This window comes from Streptomyces sp. NPDC028289 (assembly GCF_055565975.1).
Window position 1 is genome coordinate 805,349 of sequence record NZ_JBVHTI010000001.1, and the last position, 14,474, is coordinate 819,822.

Genomic DNA, 14,474 nt, shown 5'->3' on the forward strand with positions numbered 1-14,474 from the left:
CACAAAACCCCCTCGTGTTCTTCGTCCCTGTCCCCACGGGCGGCCGTGGCCGTCCCCAAGAGAGAGTGTGAGAGTGCTCGTACTCGTCGCTCCCGGCCAGGGCGCCCAGACCCCTGGCTTCCTGACCCCCTGGCTCGACCTTCCCGGTGTCGAGGACCGTCTGCGTGCCTGGTCGGACGCCATCGGTCTCGACCTCGTGCACTACGGCACGCACGCCGACGCGGACGAGATCCGGGACACCGCGATCGCCCAGCCGCTGCTCGTCGCCGCCGGGATCCTGTCCGGCGCGGCACTCGGTGACATCGCGAACGTCGCCCCTGGTGCGGTCGCCGGGCACAGCGTCGGCGAGATCACCGCCGCCGCCTTCGCGGGCGTCCTGGACGACACCGCCGCGCTGAGCCTCGTCCGCAGGCGTGGCCTGGCGATGGCCGAGGCCGCCGCGATCACCGAGACCGGCATGTCGGCGCTGCTCGGCGGCGACCCGGAGGTCTCCGTCGCGCACCTGGAGAAGCTCGGTCTGACCCCGGCGAACATCAACGGCGCGGGACAGATCGTCGCTGCCGGCACCCTGGAGCAGCTCGCCGCGCTGAACGAGGACAAGCCCGAGGGTGTCCGCAAGGTCGTCGCCCTCAAGGTCGCCGGTGCCTTCCACACGCACCACATGGGCCCCGCGGTCGAGAAGCTGGCGGAGGCCGCCAGGGAACTCACGCCGCTCGACCCGAAGTTCACCTACGTCTCCAACAAGGACGGGCAGGCCGTCGCGTCCGGCGCCGAGATCGTGGAGCGCCTCGTCGGCCAGGTCGCCAACCCGGTCCGCTGGGACCTGTGCATGGAGACCTTCAAGGAGCTCGGCGTCACCGCCCTCCTGGAGGTGTGCCCCGGCGGCACCCTGACCGGCCTGGCCAAGCGCGCCCTGCCCGGCGTGAAGACGCTGGCGCTGAAGACCCCCGACGACCTCGACGCGGCCCGCGAGCTCATCGCCGAGCACAGCTGAACTAGGAGCGCACAGCGATGTCGAAGATCAATCCCAGCAAGGGTGCTCCTTACGCGCGCATCCTCGGCGTCGGCGGTTACCGCCCGATCCGTGTGGTGCCCAACGAGGTGATCCTGGAGACGATCGACTCGTCCGACGAATGGATCCGGTCGCGCTCCGGCATCGAGACCCGGCACTGGGCGGGCCCGGACGAGACCGTCGCCGCGATGTCCATCGAGGCCTCCGGCAAGGCGATCGCCGACGCGGGCATCTCCGCCGAGCAGATCGGCGCCGTGATCGTCTCGACCGTCTCGCACTTCAGCCAGACCCCGGCCGTCGCCACCGAGATCGCCGACAAGCTCGGCACGGACAAGGCCGCCGCCTTCGACATCTCGGCCGGCTGCGCGGGCTTCGGCTACGGCCTCACCCTCGCCAAGGGCATGATCGTGGAAGGCTCCGCCGAGTACGTGCTCGTCATCGGCGTGGAGCGGCTCAGCGACCTCACCGACCTCGAGGACCGGGCCACCGCCTTCCTGTTCGGCGACGGCGCGGGCGCGGTCGTGGTCGGCCCCTCCAAGGAGCCGGCGATCGGCCCGACGGTCTGGGGCTCCGAGGGCGACAAGTCGGAGACCATCAAGCAGACCATCCCCTGGGACCGTTTCCACTTCGGTGACAGGTCCGGGCTGCCGGTGGACAGCCAGGGCAACATCAAGTTCCCCGCGATCACGCAGGAGGGCCAGGCGGTGTTCCGCTGGGCCGTGTTCGAGATGGCGAAGGTCGCCCAGCAGGCGCTGGACGCGGCCGGGATCAGCGCGGACGACCTGGACGTCTTCATCCCGCACCAGGCCAATGTGCGGATCATCGACTCGATGGTGAAGACTCTCAAGCTGCCGGAGCACGTCACGGTCGCCCGTGACATCCGCACCACCGGCAACACCTCGGCCGCCTCGATCCCGCTCGCCATGGAGCGGCTCCTGGCGACCGGCGAGGCGAAGAGCGGCGACACCGCACTCGTCATCGGGTTCGGGGCGGGTCTCGTCTACGCCGCCACTGTCGTTACCCTCCCCTAGGCACTCCGTGCCGGATCATGCATCCGGTACGGGTCGCCGTCCGCAGTACCGCAGCAACCGTCTGGAACATCTAAGAAGGAGCGCCTGACATGGCCGCCACTCAGGAAGAGATCGTCGAAGGTCTCGCCGAGATCGTGAACGAGATCGCCGGCATCCCGGTTGAGGACGTCCAGCTGGACAAGTCCTTCACCGACGACCTGGACGTCGACTCGCTGTCCATGGTCGAGGTCGTCGTCGCCGCCGAAGAGCGCTTCGACGTCAAGATCCCGGACGAGGACGTCAAGAACCTCAAGACCGTCGGCGACGCGACCGACTACATCCTCAAGCACCAGGCCTGAGGCAGTTAACTAGCCTCCGGCTGCAATGCCCCGCCACCCGGCGGTGGCGCCGTCGAATCCCGTATCCGTTGGAGAAAGAATTCCCGTGAGCCCGACCAATCGCACCGTGGTCGTCACCGGTATCGGCGCAACCACACCGCTGGGTGGCGACGCAGCTTCGTTCTGGGAGGCACTGGTCGCCGGCAAGTCCGGCGTCAGCCTCCTGGAGCAGGACTGGGCGGCCGAGCTGCCCGTCCGCATCGCGGCGCAGATTGCCGTGGAGCCCGGCGAGATCATCCCCCGCCCCCAGGCCCGCAAGCTGGACCGGTCGGCGCAGTTCGCGCTGATCGCCGCCAAGGAGGCCTGGAAGGACGCCGGTTTCACCGCCAAGGCCGGTGAGGACGCGTCCGCCAACCCCGACCGGGTCGGCGCCGTCATCGCCTCCGGCATCGGCGGTGTGACGACCCTGCTGGACCAGTACGACGTGCTCAAGGAGAAGGGCGTACGCCGTGTCTCCCCGCACACCGTGCCGATGCTGATGCCCAACTCACCGGCCGCCAACGTCGGTATCGAGCTGGGTGCGCGGGCCGGTGTGCACACGCCCGTGTCGGCCTGCGCCTCCGGCGCCGAGGCCATCGGGTACGCCATCGAGATGATCCGCACCGGCCGTGCGGACGTCGTCGTGGCCGGCGGTACGGAGGCCGCGGTGCACCCGCTGCCGATCGCCGCGTTCGGCAACATGATGGCGATGTCCAAGAACAACGACGACCCCGAGGGCGCGTCGCGTCCCTACGACTCCGGCCGTGACGGCTTCGTCCTCGGCGAGGGCGCGGGCGTGATCGTCCTCGAGTCCGAGGAGCACGCGAAGGCGCGCGGGGCGCGGATCTACGCGGAGGCGGTCGGCCAGGGCATCTCGGCCGACGCGCACCACATCACGCAGCCGGAGCCGTCGGGCAACGGGATCGCGCAGGCGCTGCAGAACCTGCTCGACAACACGGATCTGAAGCCGGCCGAGATCGTGCACGTGAATGCTCACGCGACGTCGACGCCGCAGGGTGACGTGGCCGAGATCAAGGCGCTGCGGAAGGTGTTCGGCGACGACGTCGACCACATGGCGATCTCCGCGACCAAGTCGATGACCGGTCACCTGCTCGGTGGTGCCGGTGGTATCGAGACCGTCGCGTCGATCCTGGCGCTGGTGAACCGGACGGCGCCGCCGACCATCAACCTCGACGACCTCGACCCCGAGGTCAACGCGGACGTGGTGCGGGGCGAGGCACGGCAGCTGCCCGAGGGCAGGATCGCCGCGCTGAACGACTCGTTCGGGTTCGGCGGGCACAACGTGGTCCTGGCGTTCCGGACCGTGTGAGAAGCGTCGCACCAAGGCTTGTGGCCCGGACTCCCCAGGTGGAGTTCGGGCCACAGTGCGTTTCGTTGTCGGCCGACGGCCCGGTGGGGGCTTGTCGCGCAGCTGCCACGGCGCTCAGACCACCTGGTGGAGCCACCTCACCGGCGCGCCCTCGCCCGCGTAGCGGAAGGGCTCCAGTTCGTCGTCCCACGGCTTGCCCAGCAGCTTGGCGATCTCCGCCTCCAGGGCCGTCTCGCCGCGCTGTGAGCGGGTCAGGGCGGCCCGCAGGCGGTCCTCGGGGATGAGGATGTCGCCGTGGATTCCGGTGACCGCGTGGAAGATGCCGAGGTCGGGGGTGCAGCTGTAGCGCTCGCCCTCGGCCTTCGCGCAGGGCTCGGCGGTGACCTCGAAGCGGAGCAGGTGCCAGCCGCGGAGGGCGGAGGCGAGTTTGGAGGCCGTGCCGACCTCGCCCTGCCAGGAGAACTCGGAGCGCCAGGTGCCGGGGGCGGCCGGCTGGCGGATCCAGTCGAGGTTGACGCGCGTGCCGAGCACCCCGGCGACGGCCCACTCGACGTGCGGGCACAGCGCGCGGGGCGCGGAGTGCACGTACAGAACTCCACGTGTCGTCACCGGAACCTCCGGGCTGAGCGGGACATCTTGCTGGCTGGCCGGCGGCAGTGGCACGACGGCCGCCTTGATGGCGAGGCTACCGTGCGGTGGCGCAAGGAGTGTGACGTACCGTCGGTCCCGCGGCCAGGAAACCCCCGCCATTCACCCAGGGGGACGCTTGTACGGGGGTGGTCCGTTGCAGGGCGCGGGGCGGGAACTCCCGTGCGTTGTCATTACGGGGGACGATCGGGCAAACGGAGAGGACCGACGGGGTATGCGCAAGCAGCGACGCCGGCGTTCGCGTGCCCTGACAGGCACCGTCGCCGTCACCGCCGCGTTGGGGGTGGCCGGGTGCGGTGTCCTGGGCGGTTCCTCCGCCGCGACGAAGAGCGAGAAGACGCGGGCCTCGCGGGCCGTGCAGGTGTGGGACCGCAGCCCGGCCTCGATCGCGGCCGTCGGCGACTCCATCACCCGCGGTTTCGATGCCTGCACGGTCCTCTCGGACTGCCCCGAGGTGTCCTGGGCGACCGGCACCAGTGACCGGGTGGACAGTCTTGCGGTACGGCTGCTGGGGCGGGCGCAGGCGGCCGACCACAGCTGGAACTACGCGGAGACCGGCGCCCGGATGGCCGACCTGCCGGCGCAGATGGCCGACGCGGTGGTACGCAAGCCGCAGTTGGTGACGGTGATGGTGGGGGCGAACGACGCCTGTCGTACGTCGGTGCGGGCGATGACCTCGGTGACGGACTTCCGCAGCGAGTTCGAGGACGCGCTGGGCACCCTCCACAAGGCGCTGCCGAAGACGCAGGTGTACGTGGCGAGCGTGCCGAACCTGAAGCGGCTGTGGTCGGAGGGGCGGACCAACCCGCTGGGCAAGCAGGTGTGGAAGCTGGGCATCTGCCCGTCCATGCTGTCCGACGCGGACAACCTGACCAGCGTGGCGACCGTGCGCCGGGACAGGGTGCAGCAGCGGGTCGAGGACTACAACAAGGTGCTGGCGGACGTCTGCGCCAAGGACCGGCGGTGCCGTTTCGACGGCGGGGCGGTGTACGCGTACCGGTTCGGGACCGACCAGCTGAGTCACTGGGACTGGTTCCACCCGAGCACCGACGGCCAGTCGAAGCTCGCCGCGATCGCCTACCGGGCCATCACCGCCAAGGACCCGGTGGACTAGACCCTTGGCTTAGGGTTTCCCCATGAGCGAACTTTTCGGCACACTTTCCGACGGCACCGAGGTGCACCGCTGGACGCTGGAGCGCGCGGGGACCCGGGTGCGGGTGCTGTCGTACGGCGGGATCGTGCAGTCGGCCGAGGTCCCGGACCGGGACGGGCGGACGGCGGACGTGGTGCTGGGGTTCGCCGATCTCGACGGGTATCTGGAGAACCCGGGGCCCTACTTCGGCGCCCTGGTCGGCCGGTACGCCAACCGGATCGCGCACGCCCGCTTCCCGCTGGACGGCGTGACCTACGCCCTGGAGCCCAACAACGCCCCCAACTCCCTGCACGGCGGCGCCCGCGGCTTCGACAAGCGGGTGTGGGAGGTGGCGGCCGTCGAGCACGGGGTGCGGCTGTCGCGGGTGAGCCCGCACGGGGAGGAGGGGTTCCCGGGGCGGCTGAAGGTCGCCGTGACGTACTCGCTGGACGAGTCGGGCGCGCTGCACATCTCCTACGAGGCGGTCACCGACGCGCCGACCGTCGTGAACCTCACCAACCACAGCTACTTCAACCTGGCGGGCTCCGGGAACGCGGGCGGCCACGAGCTGCGGATCGCGGCCTCGCGCTACACCCCCGTGGACGGGGATCTCATTCCGACAGGAGTGCCGGAGGACGTCTCTGGCTCCCGTTTCGACTTCCGTACCGCCCGCAAGGTCGGCTCCGGCTACGACCACAACCTCGTCCTGGACAAGGGGGTGACGGAGACCCCGGTGGAGATCGGCGAGCTGTACGACCCGGTGTCCGGCCGCACCCTCACCGTCGCCACCACCGAACCCGGCATCCAGCTCTACACCGCCGAGCACCTGACCGGCCCCTTCGCCCCCGGCGACGGCGTCGCCCTGGAGACCCAGCACTTCCCGGACTCCCCCAACCGCCCCGATTTCCCGAGCACCCGGCTGGACCCGGGCGGGACCTACCGCTCGGCGACGGTGTACGGCTTCGGGGTGCGGGACTGACGCCACCCGCCGACGCCACTCACTGACGCCGTCCATCGACACGCAAGCCCCGGTCCAGGGGTCAGGTCCCGGACCGGGGCTGCTCAAGGGGGACGCGTCCCGGCTCCGACCTTAGCCGCGGCTGTGAGCCGACGGCCGGTCATCGGGCGCCGCGCCGCGTTCTCGTACGAACCCTTCACAAACGCCCACGGGCTCGTGGGGGCGCTCCATGGTGTAGACCACATCGCAGCCCACACGCGATACTGCGCCCGATCGGCACCACGCACCCCACTGCGACGGAAGGCCAACTCCCTTGACTTCCCCACGTGTTCGGATCGGCATTCTCGGCATCGCGCTGCTGGCCGGGGCACTCGTCCCCACCGCCGCGCACGCGACCACCACCCCCTCCCTCACCGTCGAGGAACAACGGCTCGACCAGCCGGTGCCGCAGGAGATACTCCGGCGGTCCGGGTTCGACGCCGTGGCACCCGGGTTCGCCCGTGCGCTGGAGAACGCGCACTCCTACGCACAGGCCCGGCAGGCCGTGGAACGGCAGGGGTCGGCGCTGTGGCGGCGGGCCGTGGCCCGCGCCCAGGGGCGCGGGCCCGCCGGGGGTGATCTGAGCCGGGACGACGACCGGCCGTTGTACTGGGCGCGGCTCGGGATGACGCGGGAGGTGCGCACCTGGGAGCCCGGGTTCGGGGTGAGCGAGCGGCAGCGGGCCGCGCTGCTGGACCTGCTGGAGCGGACCTCGCGCGGGCAGACCGGCATCCGGTACCCGGGCAAGGACGTGCGGCGGATCCTCGTCACCGGGTTCGACCCGTTCACGCTGGACCGGGACATCCGGATCTCCAACCCGTCCGGGGCGAGCGCGCTGGCCCTGGACGGGACCGTGATCGAGACCGACGAGGGGCCGGCGCGGGTGGAGACGGCCGTGTTCCCGGTGCGGTGGGACGACTTCGCGGCCGGGACCGTCGAGCGGACGCTCCGGCCGTACCTGCCGAAGGTGGACCTGTTCACGACCGTGAGCCAGGGGCGCGTCGGGCGGTTCGACGTGGAGCGGACGAACGGCGCCTGGCGGGGCGGGTTCCCCGACAACGAGAACATCGGCCGGACCGGGACCGTGCCGGTCACCGACCCGGCCTCGCAGCCGCAGTGGACGACCACCACCCTCCCGTACGCGGCGATCACGGCGGCGGACACGGGGCGGTTCCCGGTCTACGACCACACCGAGGTGACCGAGATCCCGGCCGGGGGCGGCGATCCCGTCGTCCGGCCGGACGGGCCGACCGCCGGGTCCACCGCGCGGGCCGGGGGCGGCGGGGACTATCTGTCCAACGAGATCGCCTACCGGGCCACGCTGCTGCGCGACCGGCTCGGGCTGCACGACACGCTGCCCGGCGGCCATGTGCACACGCCGGTGCTGCAGTTCGGTGCCGGGAACACGACACAGGTGACCGACCCGGAGTTCGTGCGGAACCGGGTGGACATCATCGACCAGGTGCGGGCGATCGTGACCGTGGCGGCGGACGCGAGCCTCAGGAACTGACGGGTTCGTCCGCCCGCTCGTCCTCCGCCGCCGTCTCCTCGCCCAGCAGGTCGCGGGCGAGGAGGGTGGCGCCCGCGACCGCGCCCGGCATCAGGAACACCGCGACGAACGGGACCAGGAAGGCCAGGCCCAGCGGGGTGCCGAAGCCCCACACCAGGGTCCTGCGGGAGCGCAGCAGGGTGAGCCGGGCGCGCAGGTCGACGCACCGGCGCTGGAGGGCGACGGCGGTGAGTTCCTCGGTGAGGAAGAAACCGGTGACGAAGAAGCCGATGACCGGGACGACGGTCTGGCCGACGAAGGGCAGGAAGCCGAGGGCGAAGAGCAGGACGCCCCAGAGGCCGGCCCGGACCAGGATGCGCAGGCTGTCCCGGGCCGAGATCCACAGTTCGCGCCAGAACGGCAGCCCGGACTCGGGCGCGGTGCCGTCGGGCGAGACGTCCGCGTCGACCTTCTCGGAGAGGTTCTCGTAGAACGGCTGGCCGACCAGCAGCGTCACCGCGGTGAAGGTGAGGACGGCGCCGAGGAGGCCGAGGGCGAACAGGACTGCGGTGAGGAAGCCGCGGAAGAGGCCGAGCCAGGGGCTGGACCAGTCGTCGGCGAACGGGGTGGCCCAGGCGACGAAGTCCGCTCCCCATATCGCGAGGGCGACCAGGGCCGCCGCGTAGAGGACGAGGGTGACCAGGCCGGGCAGCAGGCCGAAACCGAACTGCCTGCCGTGCCGGCCGACCCACCGCTGGCCCTTGAGGAGATATCCGAAGCCCACCCCGAGATCACGCATGGCCAAAACTTTACCGGGGACGTTGCAGCGCCCCTTACGGGGCGCTGGGGGGGGTACCCCCGGCCGAAGGCTGGGGGAGGAACTGCGCGACCGGCCACGACGGCGCCGCGGACGAACGACGGCGCATGTGCGGCCATCCCGGCGGAGCGCCTACGCGGGCGTCACCGCCACCACCAGACCCCGGTCCGCCGCCGGGCTGGCCGCCGCCGACACCCGTACCGCCGTCGCCCTGGCCACCCGGCCCGCACGGGCCGCACCGGCCAGCAGGAGGGGCTGGAGCTGTTCGAGTCCGGTCACGGCGAGTTCCTCGGCGGCGATCAGGGCCGGGCCGGCCGCCCTGGCCGTCTTCGCCGCCGCCTCCGTCAGGTCCGCCAGCGGCGGCAGCGCGGCCCGGACCACGCCCGCGCCCGCGGCGGTCGCACGCTCGGCCAGGGCCGCCTGGAGGGGCAGCAGCGGGGCCACGGCCGAGGTGACGGCGTCGGCGATGCGGTGGAGTTCGGGGGCGGAGTCGCGGAGGACCTCGGCCGCGGTGCGCAGCAGCGGGGTGAGGGCCAGCAGGACGCCGGCCGCCCCGCCCGCGGCCGCCGGCAGCAACGGGGACAGCGCCTCGGTCAGTTCACGGAGCGCCGCCGCGAACTCCTCCACCGCCGGCTCCACCGCGTCCAGCATCGGCAGCAGGCTGTCCCTGAGGGCCGTCAGGAGCGGTTCGGCCACCGGGTGCACGGCCAGCGGGGCGCCGCTGGTGCCGAGCCGGGTGAGGGTCTCCACGACGCGGTAGAAGGCCTCCTGCGCCCCCGGTGCGGCACTGGCCTCGGCCAGCTCCGCGGTCGTACGGCGCAGGACGCGCAGCAGTTCGGGGGCCGAGCCCTCGCGCGGGTCCAGGGTGTTGATCGCGATCTTCGTGAGGTTCTGGGCGGTGTCCAGGAGCTGGCCGGTGATGTCGGTGGTGCTGCGGGCCATGCGCAGCACGTCCGCCCTGCCGGGAAGTGAGGGAATCGTCGCCATGGGCCGGGGCCCTCCCGCCGCTGTGGGGTCTGTCCGCGGTGTGTCCGCCCTCAGCATGCCCCGGTTGAGTCGAACAGGTACATCTCGCCGTACCGATCGCAGGAAGGGGTAGGTCGCCCAGGTGGGTAGGGCGTTGTTCACAGTGGGAGCTGCCCCGGCGGCTCGGTTGAGGAGAACGGATGACGCAGGAGATCACCGTCCAGGGCACGGTCGCGGAGGGCTTCGAGGCGGTGCGCGAGGAGTTCGCCGCCTTCGTCGCCGGCGGACCGGCCGACTACGAGGGGCAGTTGTGTGCGTACGTCCACGGCCGGCGGGTCGTCGACCTGTGGGCGGGCGAGGGGGCCGGCGGGGACTCCCTGTACGGCGTGTTCTCGTCCACGAAGGGGGCGGCGCATCTGGTCGTGGCGATGCTGGTGCAGGACGGCACACTGGAGCTGGACCGCAAGGTCACCTACTACTGGCCGGAGTTCGGCGCCGAGGGCAAGGGCACGCTGACCCTGCGGGACCTGCTCGCGCACCGGGCGGGCCTGGTCGGCACCGACACCGGGTTCAGCGCGCAGGAGCTGTCCGACGACCGCGCGATGGCCGAACGCCTCGCCGACCAGCGGCCGTTCTGGCGCCCGGGCACGGCCTTCGGCTACCACGCCCTCGTCATCGGGGCGCTCACCGGCGAGGTGGTACGGCGCGCGACCGGCCGTACGCTCCAGGACGTGTACGAGGAGCGGGTCCGGGCGCCGTACGGCATCGGCTTCTTCCTGGGCCTGCCGGCCGCGCACGAGCCGCGTTTCCGCACCACCCAGCCGATGCTGCCGACCCCCGACCAGCAGTCCCTGCTCGACTCCGTCCCGTCCGGCCCGCAGACCCTCGCGGGGATCGCCTTCAACGAACACGCCGCCGAGCCCGCGGACCTGACCCTCCTCCCGAACGACCGCCTGGTCCGCGCCAAGGGGCCGGCCTCCTTCGGCGGCGTGGCGTCCGCGCGCGGCCTGGCCGGGATGTACGCGGCCCTGCTCAGCGAGATCGACGGCAAGGCGCCGCTGCTGAAGGAGGACACGGTTGCGGAGTTCGGCCAGGTCCACTCGGTCGGTTACGACCTGGTGGCCCGCACCCACAAGTCGTACGGCCTCGGCTTCCAGGCGACGGCCGACACCTGGCACCCGTTCCTCGGCGCGGGCACGATCGGCCACAGCGGTGCGGCGGGCTCGCAGGCGTTCGCGGACCCGAGGAGCGGCATCGCCTACGGCTACACGCGGCGCCGTTTCGCCTTCCCAGGCGGCGCCGCACCGGAGAACGACCGCTTGGCGCTGGCCGTCAACAGGGCCGCACTTGAAACCCGCTGAGCGCAACCCGCCCAAGGGGCGCTGGGGGTACCCCCGGCCGAAGGCTGGGGAGGAACTGCGCGAGAGCCACAACGCACCCGCACCCGGCAGACGAGAGACCGCACCCCACGTCCAAGGGTGCGGCCTCCGCACTACGCCAACGACAACCGTCAGGCCGGCGTCACGCTGATGTTCCCGCGTCGCCTTCGAGTAGAGGCAGACCCGAGCACCCCCTCGCCGACGCCCGGAATCTCCGCCTACAGCTTGACGATCATCTTTCCGGTGTTGTCGCCGCGCAGGACCCCGAGGAACGCCTCCAGGTTGTTCTCGATGCCCTCGACGACCGTCTCGCGGTACTTGAGCTGTCCGGAGGCCACCCACGGGCCGACCTCGGCGACGAACTGCGGCTGCAGGTCGTAGTGGTCGCCGACCAGGAAGCCCTCGATCCGACCGCGGGTCTGGATGAGGCGGGCGAGGTTCTTCGGGCCGGGGACGGGCTCGGTGCTGTTGTAGACGGAGATCATGCCGCAGACGGCGATCCGGCCGTCCCGGTTCAGCTGCCCGATCGCCGCCTCCAGGTGGTCGCCGCCGACGTTGTCGAAGTAGACGTCGACGCCGTCGGGCGCCGCCGCGCGGAGCTGCTCGCCGACCGGGCCGTTCTTGTAGTTGAAGGCCGCGTCGAAGCCGTACTCCTCGACCAGCAGCTTCACCTTCTCGTCGGAGCCGGCCGAGCCGATCACCCGCGAGGCGCCCTTGAGCTTGGCGATCTGGCCGACCTGGCTGCCGACCGCGCCGGCCGCGCCGGAGACGAAGACGGAGTCGCCCTCCTTGAAGGAGGCGGTGCGCAGCAGGCCCGCGTAGGCGGTGAGGCCGGTCATGCCGAGGACGCCGAGGTACGTCGACAGGGGCGCGGCGCCGGCGTCGACCTTGACCGCGTTCTTCGCGTCCACGACCGCGTACTCGCGCCAGCCGAAGAAGTGCAGGACGTGGTCGCCGGCCGCGAGGCCCTCGGCGTTCGACTCGACGACCTCGCCGACCGCGCCGCCCTGCATGACCTTGCCCAGCTCGAAGGGGGCGACGTACGACTTCGCGGCACTCATCCGGCCGCGCATGTACGGGTCGACGGAGAGGTACTTGTTCCGTACCAGCACCTGCCCCTCACCCGGCGTGGGGACCTCCGCCTCGACCAGGGCGAAGTCCTCGGGCTTCGGCCAGCCGACGGGACGGCTGAGCAGGTGCCACTCGCGGTTGATCATGACATGCGCCTTTCCAAAATTACTTCAGTACCTGAAACAACCATGCTCCTGAATATTTCAGGATGTCAAGTAACGCGGTACCCTGGAGCGCATGTCCTCCACACAGTCCACCCCAGCGCAGACCCGCCGCCCCGACGCCCTGACCCTGGAGGTCGTCGAGCTCATCGGGGACGTCGTGGCCCGTTTCTACGCGGACTACGAGGAGGCGGCGGGCGAGCACGCGCTCACCGGGGCGCAGGCGCGGCTGCTCAGCCTGCTCTCGCTGGAGCCGCTGCCGATGCGGAAGCTGGCGCAGAAGCTGAAGTGCGAGCCGTCCAACGTGACGGGGATCGTGGACCGGCTGGAGGCGCGCGGACTCGTGGAGCGGCGGCCCGACCCGGCCGACCGCCGGGTGAAGCTGGCCGCGGCGACGGACGAGGGGCGCCGGGTCGCCCGTGACCTGCGCGAGGGGTTGCGCTTCGCGCGCGAGCCGCTGGCCGGGCTGTCGGACGAGGAGCGGCTGTCCTTGCGGGATCTGCTGCGCAGGATGCTGGACGCCTAGGGGCCGGCCCCTCACGGTGCCGGCCCTCTCGGAGCGGGTTACGCGAACTGGCCGGGCCGGTAGTCGCCGGCCGGCTGCCGGAAGATGACGTTCAGCCGGTTGTAGGCGTTGATCAGGGCGATCGTCGCCACCAGCGCGACGAGTTCCTCTTCGGTGTAGTGCTTGGCCGCGTTCTCCCACACCTCGTCGGGGACACCGCCCGCCGCGTCGGCGATCCGGGTGCCCTGCTCGGCGAGTTCCAGGGCGGCGCGCTCGGCCTCGGTGAAGACGGCCGCCTCGCGCCAGGCGCCGACCATGTGGAGGCGCTGCTGGGTCTCGCCGGCTTCGGCCGCGTCCTTGGTGTGCATGTCGAGACAGAAGCCGCAGCCGTTGATCTGGCTGGCGCGGATCTTGACCAGTTCCAGGGTGGCGGCGGGGATCGACGTCCCCTCGGCGGCCTTGCCCGCGCCGTTGAAGGCCTTGATCAGCCTGTTGCCGGCGGGGCCGGCGAAGAGATTCAGACGGGCTTCCATGGGGTGCTCCCTGTGGTGTGGCTCAGTGGGTTGCACCCCTACGACGGAGCGGGTTCGTCGAATGTGACACGTTTGCTGGATTTGCTTTGGTGGGTTCTTTGGGTGCGGGCCGGTGGGGGCTGGTAGCGCCCACGCGGCGGAGCCGCAGATCGATACAGCCCCGCGCCCCTTACGGGGCGCTCCAGCGGGCGCTTCTTTCAGGTACACCACCACAAGAACCGGTTGCACGTCTCGCTCGGAGACGGGGCCGGGGACGGGTCCGACGTCGTCGGGTTCGCCGTCGGGGTGGAGCCCGCCGTGGATGTCGCCGTCGCCGTCGGCTTGCTGCTGACCGGGCCCGTCGTCGCCGACTGGGCGTCCGTGTCCTTCGGGGACGCCGACGGGGAGCCGGACGCCTTGTCCTTCGAGGAGGAGGGGGACGGGGACGTGGAGGGGGTGGCCGAGGCGGAGCCCGTGGCGCCCGTCGTGCCGGAGGTGTCGTCCAGGGGCTGGGCCGTCGCGCCGGGGGACGACGTCGACGTGCCGCCGTCGGTCGTGTCGCCGCCCGCCGAGGCCGGGCCGGGGCTGGTGAACGGTATCGCGTCCGTGCCGAGTTCGGCGAGGCTCAGCCCGCCCGCCGCCAGCACGCACGCCGCGGCCACCAGCAGGACCCTGCGGCGCCGTCGGCGATGGGCCGCGGCCTTGCGGTCGCGACGGCTTCCGTCGGGGGCGGACAGCGGCTCCTCGGGATCCCCGGCGAAACTCTCGGCGGTCTGCCCCCGGCTCCGGCCGCCGCGCCCGCGCGCCGCCCGCCGCCGCTCGGCCCGGCCGCCCGCCGACGGTCCGTCGGCCTCGGCGTCCTCGTCGCCGGCCGGTCCGGGGCCGTATCCGCCGTCGGCGAACTCCGGCTCCGTGTACGGCGCTTCACCGGGCGTGACCGATCCGGAGGGGGCCGCCCCCGGCGCTGACGCGCGTAGTGTTTCGGCGGCGGTGCCGCACCCCGGGCAGGCGAGGGCGCCGTTGAGGTGCCGTCGGCACGGGTGGCAGTAGTCCATGACGCGGGAAGAC

15 protein-coding genes are annotated in these 14,474 nt (G+C 71.7%); 9 read left to right on the forward strand and 6 right to left on the reverse strand.

The window, feature by feature from the left end; all coding sequences use genetic code 11:
* Window positions 1-73 precede the first annotated feature (73 nt).
* From ACZ4UV_RS03605 to fabF, 4 genes are all read left to right on the forward strand, one after another.
* Window positions 74-994, forward strand: a complete 921-nt coding sequence (locus ACZ4UV_RS03605) for an ACP S-malonyltransferase (protein WP_467835662.1) — start codon at window positions 74-76, stop codon at window positions 992-994.
* Between the two features lie 17 nt (window positions 995-1,011).
* The gene (locus ACZ4UV_RS03610; RefSeq protein ID WP_390045257.1) at window positions 1,012-2,043 is read left to right on the forward strand and encodes a ketoacyl-ACP synthase III; all 1,032 of its coding nucleotides are present in this window, start codon (window positions 1,012-1,014) and stop codon (window positions 2,041-2,043) included.
* Window positions 2,044-2,132: 89 nt separating this feature from the next.
* On the forward strand, window positions 2,133-2,381 hold the full coding sequence (locus ACZ4UV_RS03615; protein ID WP_046425089.1) for an acyl carrier protein: 249 nt from the start codon (window positions 2,133-2,135) through the stop codon (window positions 2,379-2,381).
* 85 nt (window positions 2,382-2,466) lie between these two features.
* Window positions 2,467-3,729 carry a beta-ketoacyl-ACP synthase II gene (gene fabF, locus ACZ4UV_RS03620; RefSeq protein WP_451022776.1) on the forward strand — a complete coding sequence of 421 codons (1,263 nt, stop codon included), beginning with the start codon at window positions 2,467-2,469 and terminating at the stop codon, window positions 3,727-3,729.
* A 114-nt stretch (window positions 3,730-3,843) separates the two neighbouring features.
* Here the strand turns inward: fabF and ACZ4UV_RS03625 are convergent, their stop codons facing one another.
* A complete protein-coding gene (locus tag ACZ4UV_RS03625; RefSeq protein ID WP_093503479.1) occupies window positions 3,844-4,338 on the reverse strand; it encodes a DUF3145 domain-containing protein in 495 nt (164 codons plus the stop codon).
* A gap of 253 nt (window positions 4,339-4,591) precedes the next feature.
* Here ACZ4UV_RS03625 and ACZ4UV_RS03630 point away from each other — a divergent pair, with 253 nt between their 5' ends.
* From ACZ4UV_RS03630 to ACZ4UV_RS03640, 3 genes are all read left to right on the forward strand, one after another.
* Window positions 4,592-5,491, forward strand: a complete 900-nt coding sequence (locus ACZ4UV_RS03630; RefSeq protein WP_467835663.1) for an SGNH/GDSL hydrolase family protein — start codon at window positions 4,592-4,594, stop codon at window positions 5,489-5,491.
* Window positions 5,492-5,513: 22 nt separating this feature from the next.
* Complete coding sequence (locus tag ACZ4UV_RS03635) at window positions 5,514-6,488, forward strand: aldose epimerase family protein (RefSeq protein WP_451022702.1); 975 nt, start codon at window positions 5,514-5,516, stop codon at window positions 6,486-6,488.
* Between the two features lie 292 nt (window positions 6,489-6,780).
* Window positions 6,781-8,016 (forward strand): pyroglutamyl-peptidase I, encoded by a 1,236-nt coding sequence (locus ACZ4UV_RS03640; protein WP_467835665.1) that lies wholly within the window; start codon window positions 6,781-6,783, stop codon window positions 8,014-8,016.
* Here ACZ4UV_RS03640 and ACZ4UV_RS03645 read toward each other — a convergent pair.
* Both ACZ4UV_RS03645 and ACZ4UV_RS03650 read right to left on the reverse strand, forming a co-directional pair.
* Entirely contained in the window at window positions 8,006-8,794 is a 789-nt protein-coding gene (locus ACZ4UV_RS03645) for an EI24 domain-containing protein (protein WP_467835667.1), read from the reverse strand. The two genes, ACZ4UV_RS03640 and ACZ4UV_RS03645, sit on opposite strands and share 11 nt — an antisense overlap.
* A gap of 150 nt (window positions 8,795-8,944) precedes the next feature.
* On the reverse strand, window positions 8,945-9,799 hold the full coding sequence (locus ACZ4UV_RS03650) for a hypothetical protein (protein WP_390045245.1): 855 nt from the start codon (window positions 9,797-9,799) through the stop codon (window positions 8,945-8,947).
* A 179-nt stretch (window positions 9,800-9,978) separates the two neighbouring features.
* Here ACZ4UV_RS03650 and ACZ4UV_RS03655 point away from each other — a divergent pair, with 179 nt between their 5' ends.
* A complete protein-coding gene (locus ACZ4UV_RS03655) occupies window positions 9,979-11,139 on the forward strand; it encodes a serine hydrolase domain-containing protein (RefSeq protein WP_467835669.1) in 1,161 nt (386 codons plus the stop codon).
* Between the two features lie 236 nt (window positions 11,140-11,375).
* On the opposite strand, the gene ACZ4UV_RS03660 is transcribed toward ACZ4UV_RS03655, so the two are convergent.
* Window positions 11,376-12,374: an NADP-dependent oxidoreductase gene (locus tag ACZ4UV_RS03660; protein ID WP_467835671.1), complete on the reverse strand. Its 999-nt coding sequence runs from the start codon at window positions 12,372-12,374 to the stop codon at window positions 11,376-11,378.
* A gap of 91 nt (window positions 12,375-12,465) precedes the next feature.
* Between ACZ4UV_RS03660 and ACZ4UV_RS03665 the strand changes: the two genes are divergently transcribed.
* A complete protein-coding gene (locus ACZ4UV_RS03665) occupies window positions 12,466-12,915 on the forward strand; it encodes a MarR family winged helix-turn-helix transcriptional regulator (protein ID WP_451021100.1) in 450 nt (149 codons plus the stop codon).
* A gap of 38 nt (window positions 12,916-12,953) precedes the next feature.
* Here the strand turns inward: ACZ4UV_RS03665 and ACZ4UV_RS03670 are convergent, their stop codons facing one another.
* Together ACZ4UV_RS03670 and ACZ4UV_RS03675 are read right to left on the reverse strand one after the other, a co-directional pair.
* The gene (locus ACZ4UV_RS03670) at window positions 12,954-13,427 is read right to left on the reverse strand and encodes a carboxymuconolactone decarboxylase family protein (protein WP_451021101.1); all 474 of its coding nucleotides are present in this window, start codon (window positions 13,425-13,427) and stop codon (window positions 12,954-12,956) included.
* Window positions 13,428-13,624: 197 nt separating this feature from the next.
* Complete coding sequence (locus tag ACZ4UV_RS03675; protein ID WP_467835673.1) at window positions 13,625-14,461, reverse strand: SCO2400 family protein; 837 nt, start codon at window positions 14,459-14,461, stop codon at window positions 13,625-13,627.
* Window positions 14,462-14,474: the final 13 nt, after the last annotated feature.

Coding starts and splice junctions, on each gene's coding strand:
- ACZ4UV_RS03610 (WP_390045257.1), top strand. CDS start 1,012: ATGTCGAAGATCAATCCCAGCAAGGGTGCTCCTTACGCGCGCATCCTC.
- ACZ4UV_RS03615 (WP_046425089.1), top strand. CDS start 2,133: ATGGCCGCCACTCAGGAAGAGATCGTCGAAGGTCTCGCCGAGATCGTG.
- ACZ4UV_RS03630 (WP_467835663.1), top strand. CDS start 4,592: ATGCGCAAGCAGCGACGCCGGCGTTCGCGTGCCCTGACAGGCACCGTC.
- ACZ4UV_RS03635 (WP_451022702.1), top strand. CDS start 5,514: ATGAGCGAACTTTTCGGCACACTTTCCGACGGCACCGAGGTGCACCGC.
- ACZ4UV_RS03645 (WP_467835667.1), bottom strand. CDS start 8,794: ATGCGTGATCTCGGGGTGGGCTTCGGATATCTCCTCAAGGGCCAGCGG.
- ACZ4UV_RS03650 (WP_390045245.1), bottom strand. CDS start 9,799: ATGGCGACGATTCCCTCACTTCCCGGCAGGGCGGACGTGCTGCGCATG.
- ACZ4UV_RS03655 (WP_467835669.1), top strand. CDS start 9,979: ATGACGCAGGAGATCACCGTCCAGGGCACGGTCGCGGAGGGCTTCGAG.
- ACZ4UV_RS03660 (WP_467835671.1), bottom strand. CDS start 12,374: ATGATCAACCGCGAGTGGCACCTGCTCAGCCGTCCCGTCGGCTGGCCG.
- ACZ4UV_RS03665 (WP_451021100.1), top strand. CDS start 12,466: ATGTCCTCCACACAGTCCACCCCAGCGCAGACCCGCCGCCCCGACGCC.
- ACZ4UV_RS03670 (WP_451021101.1), bottom strand. CDS start 13,427: ATGGAAGCCCGTCTGAATCTCTTCGCCGGCCCCGCCGGCAACAGGCTG.
- ACZ4UV_RS03675 (WP_467835673.1), bottom strand. CDS start 14,461: ATGGACTACTGCCACCCGTGCCGACGGCACCTCAACGGCGCCCTCGCC.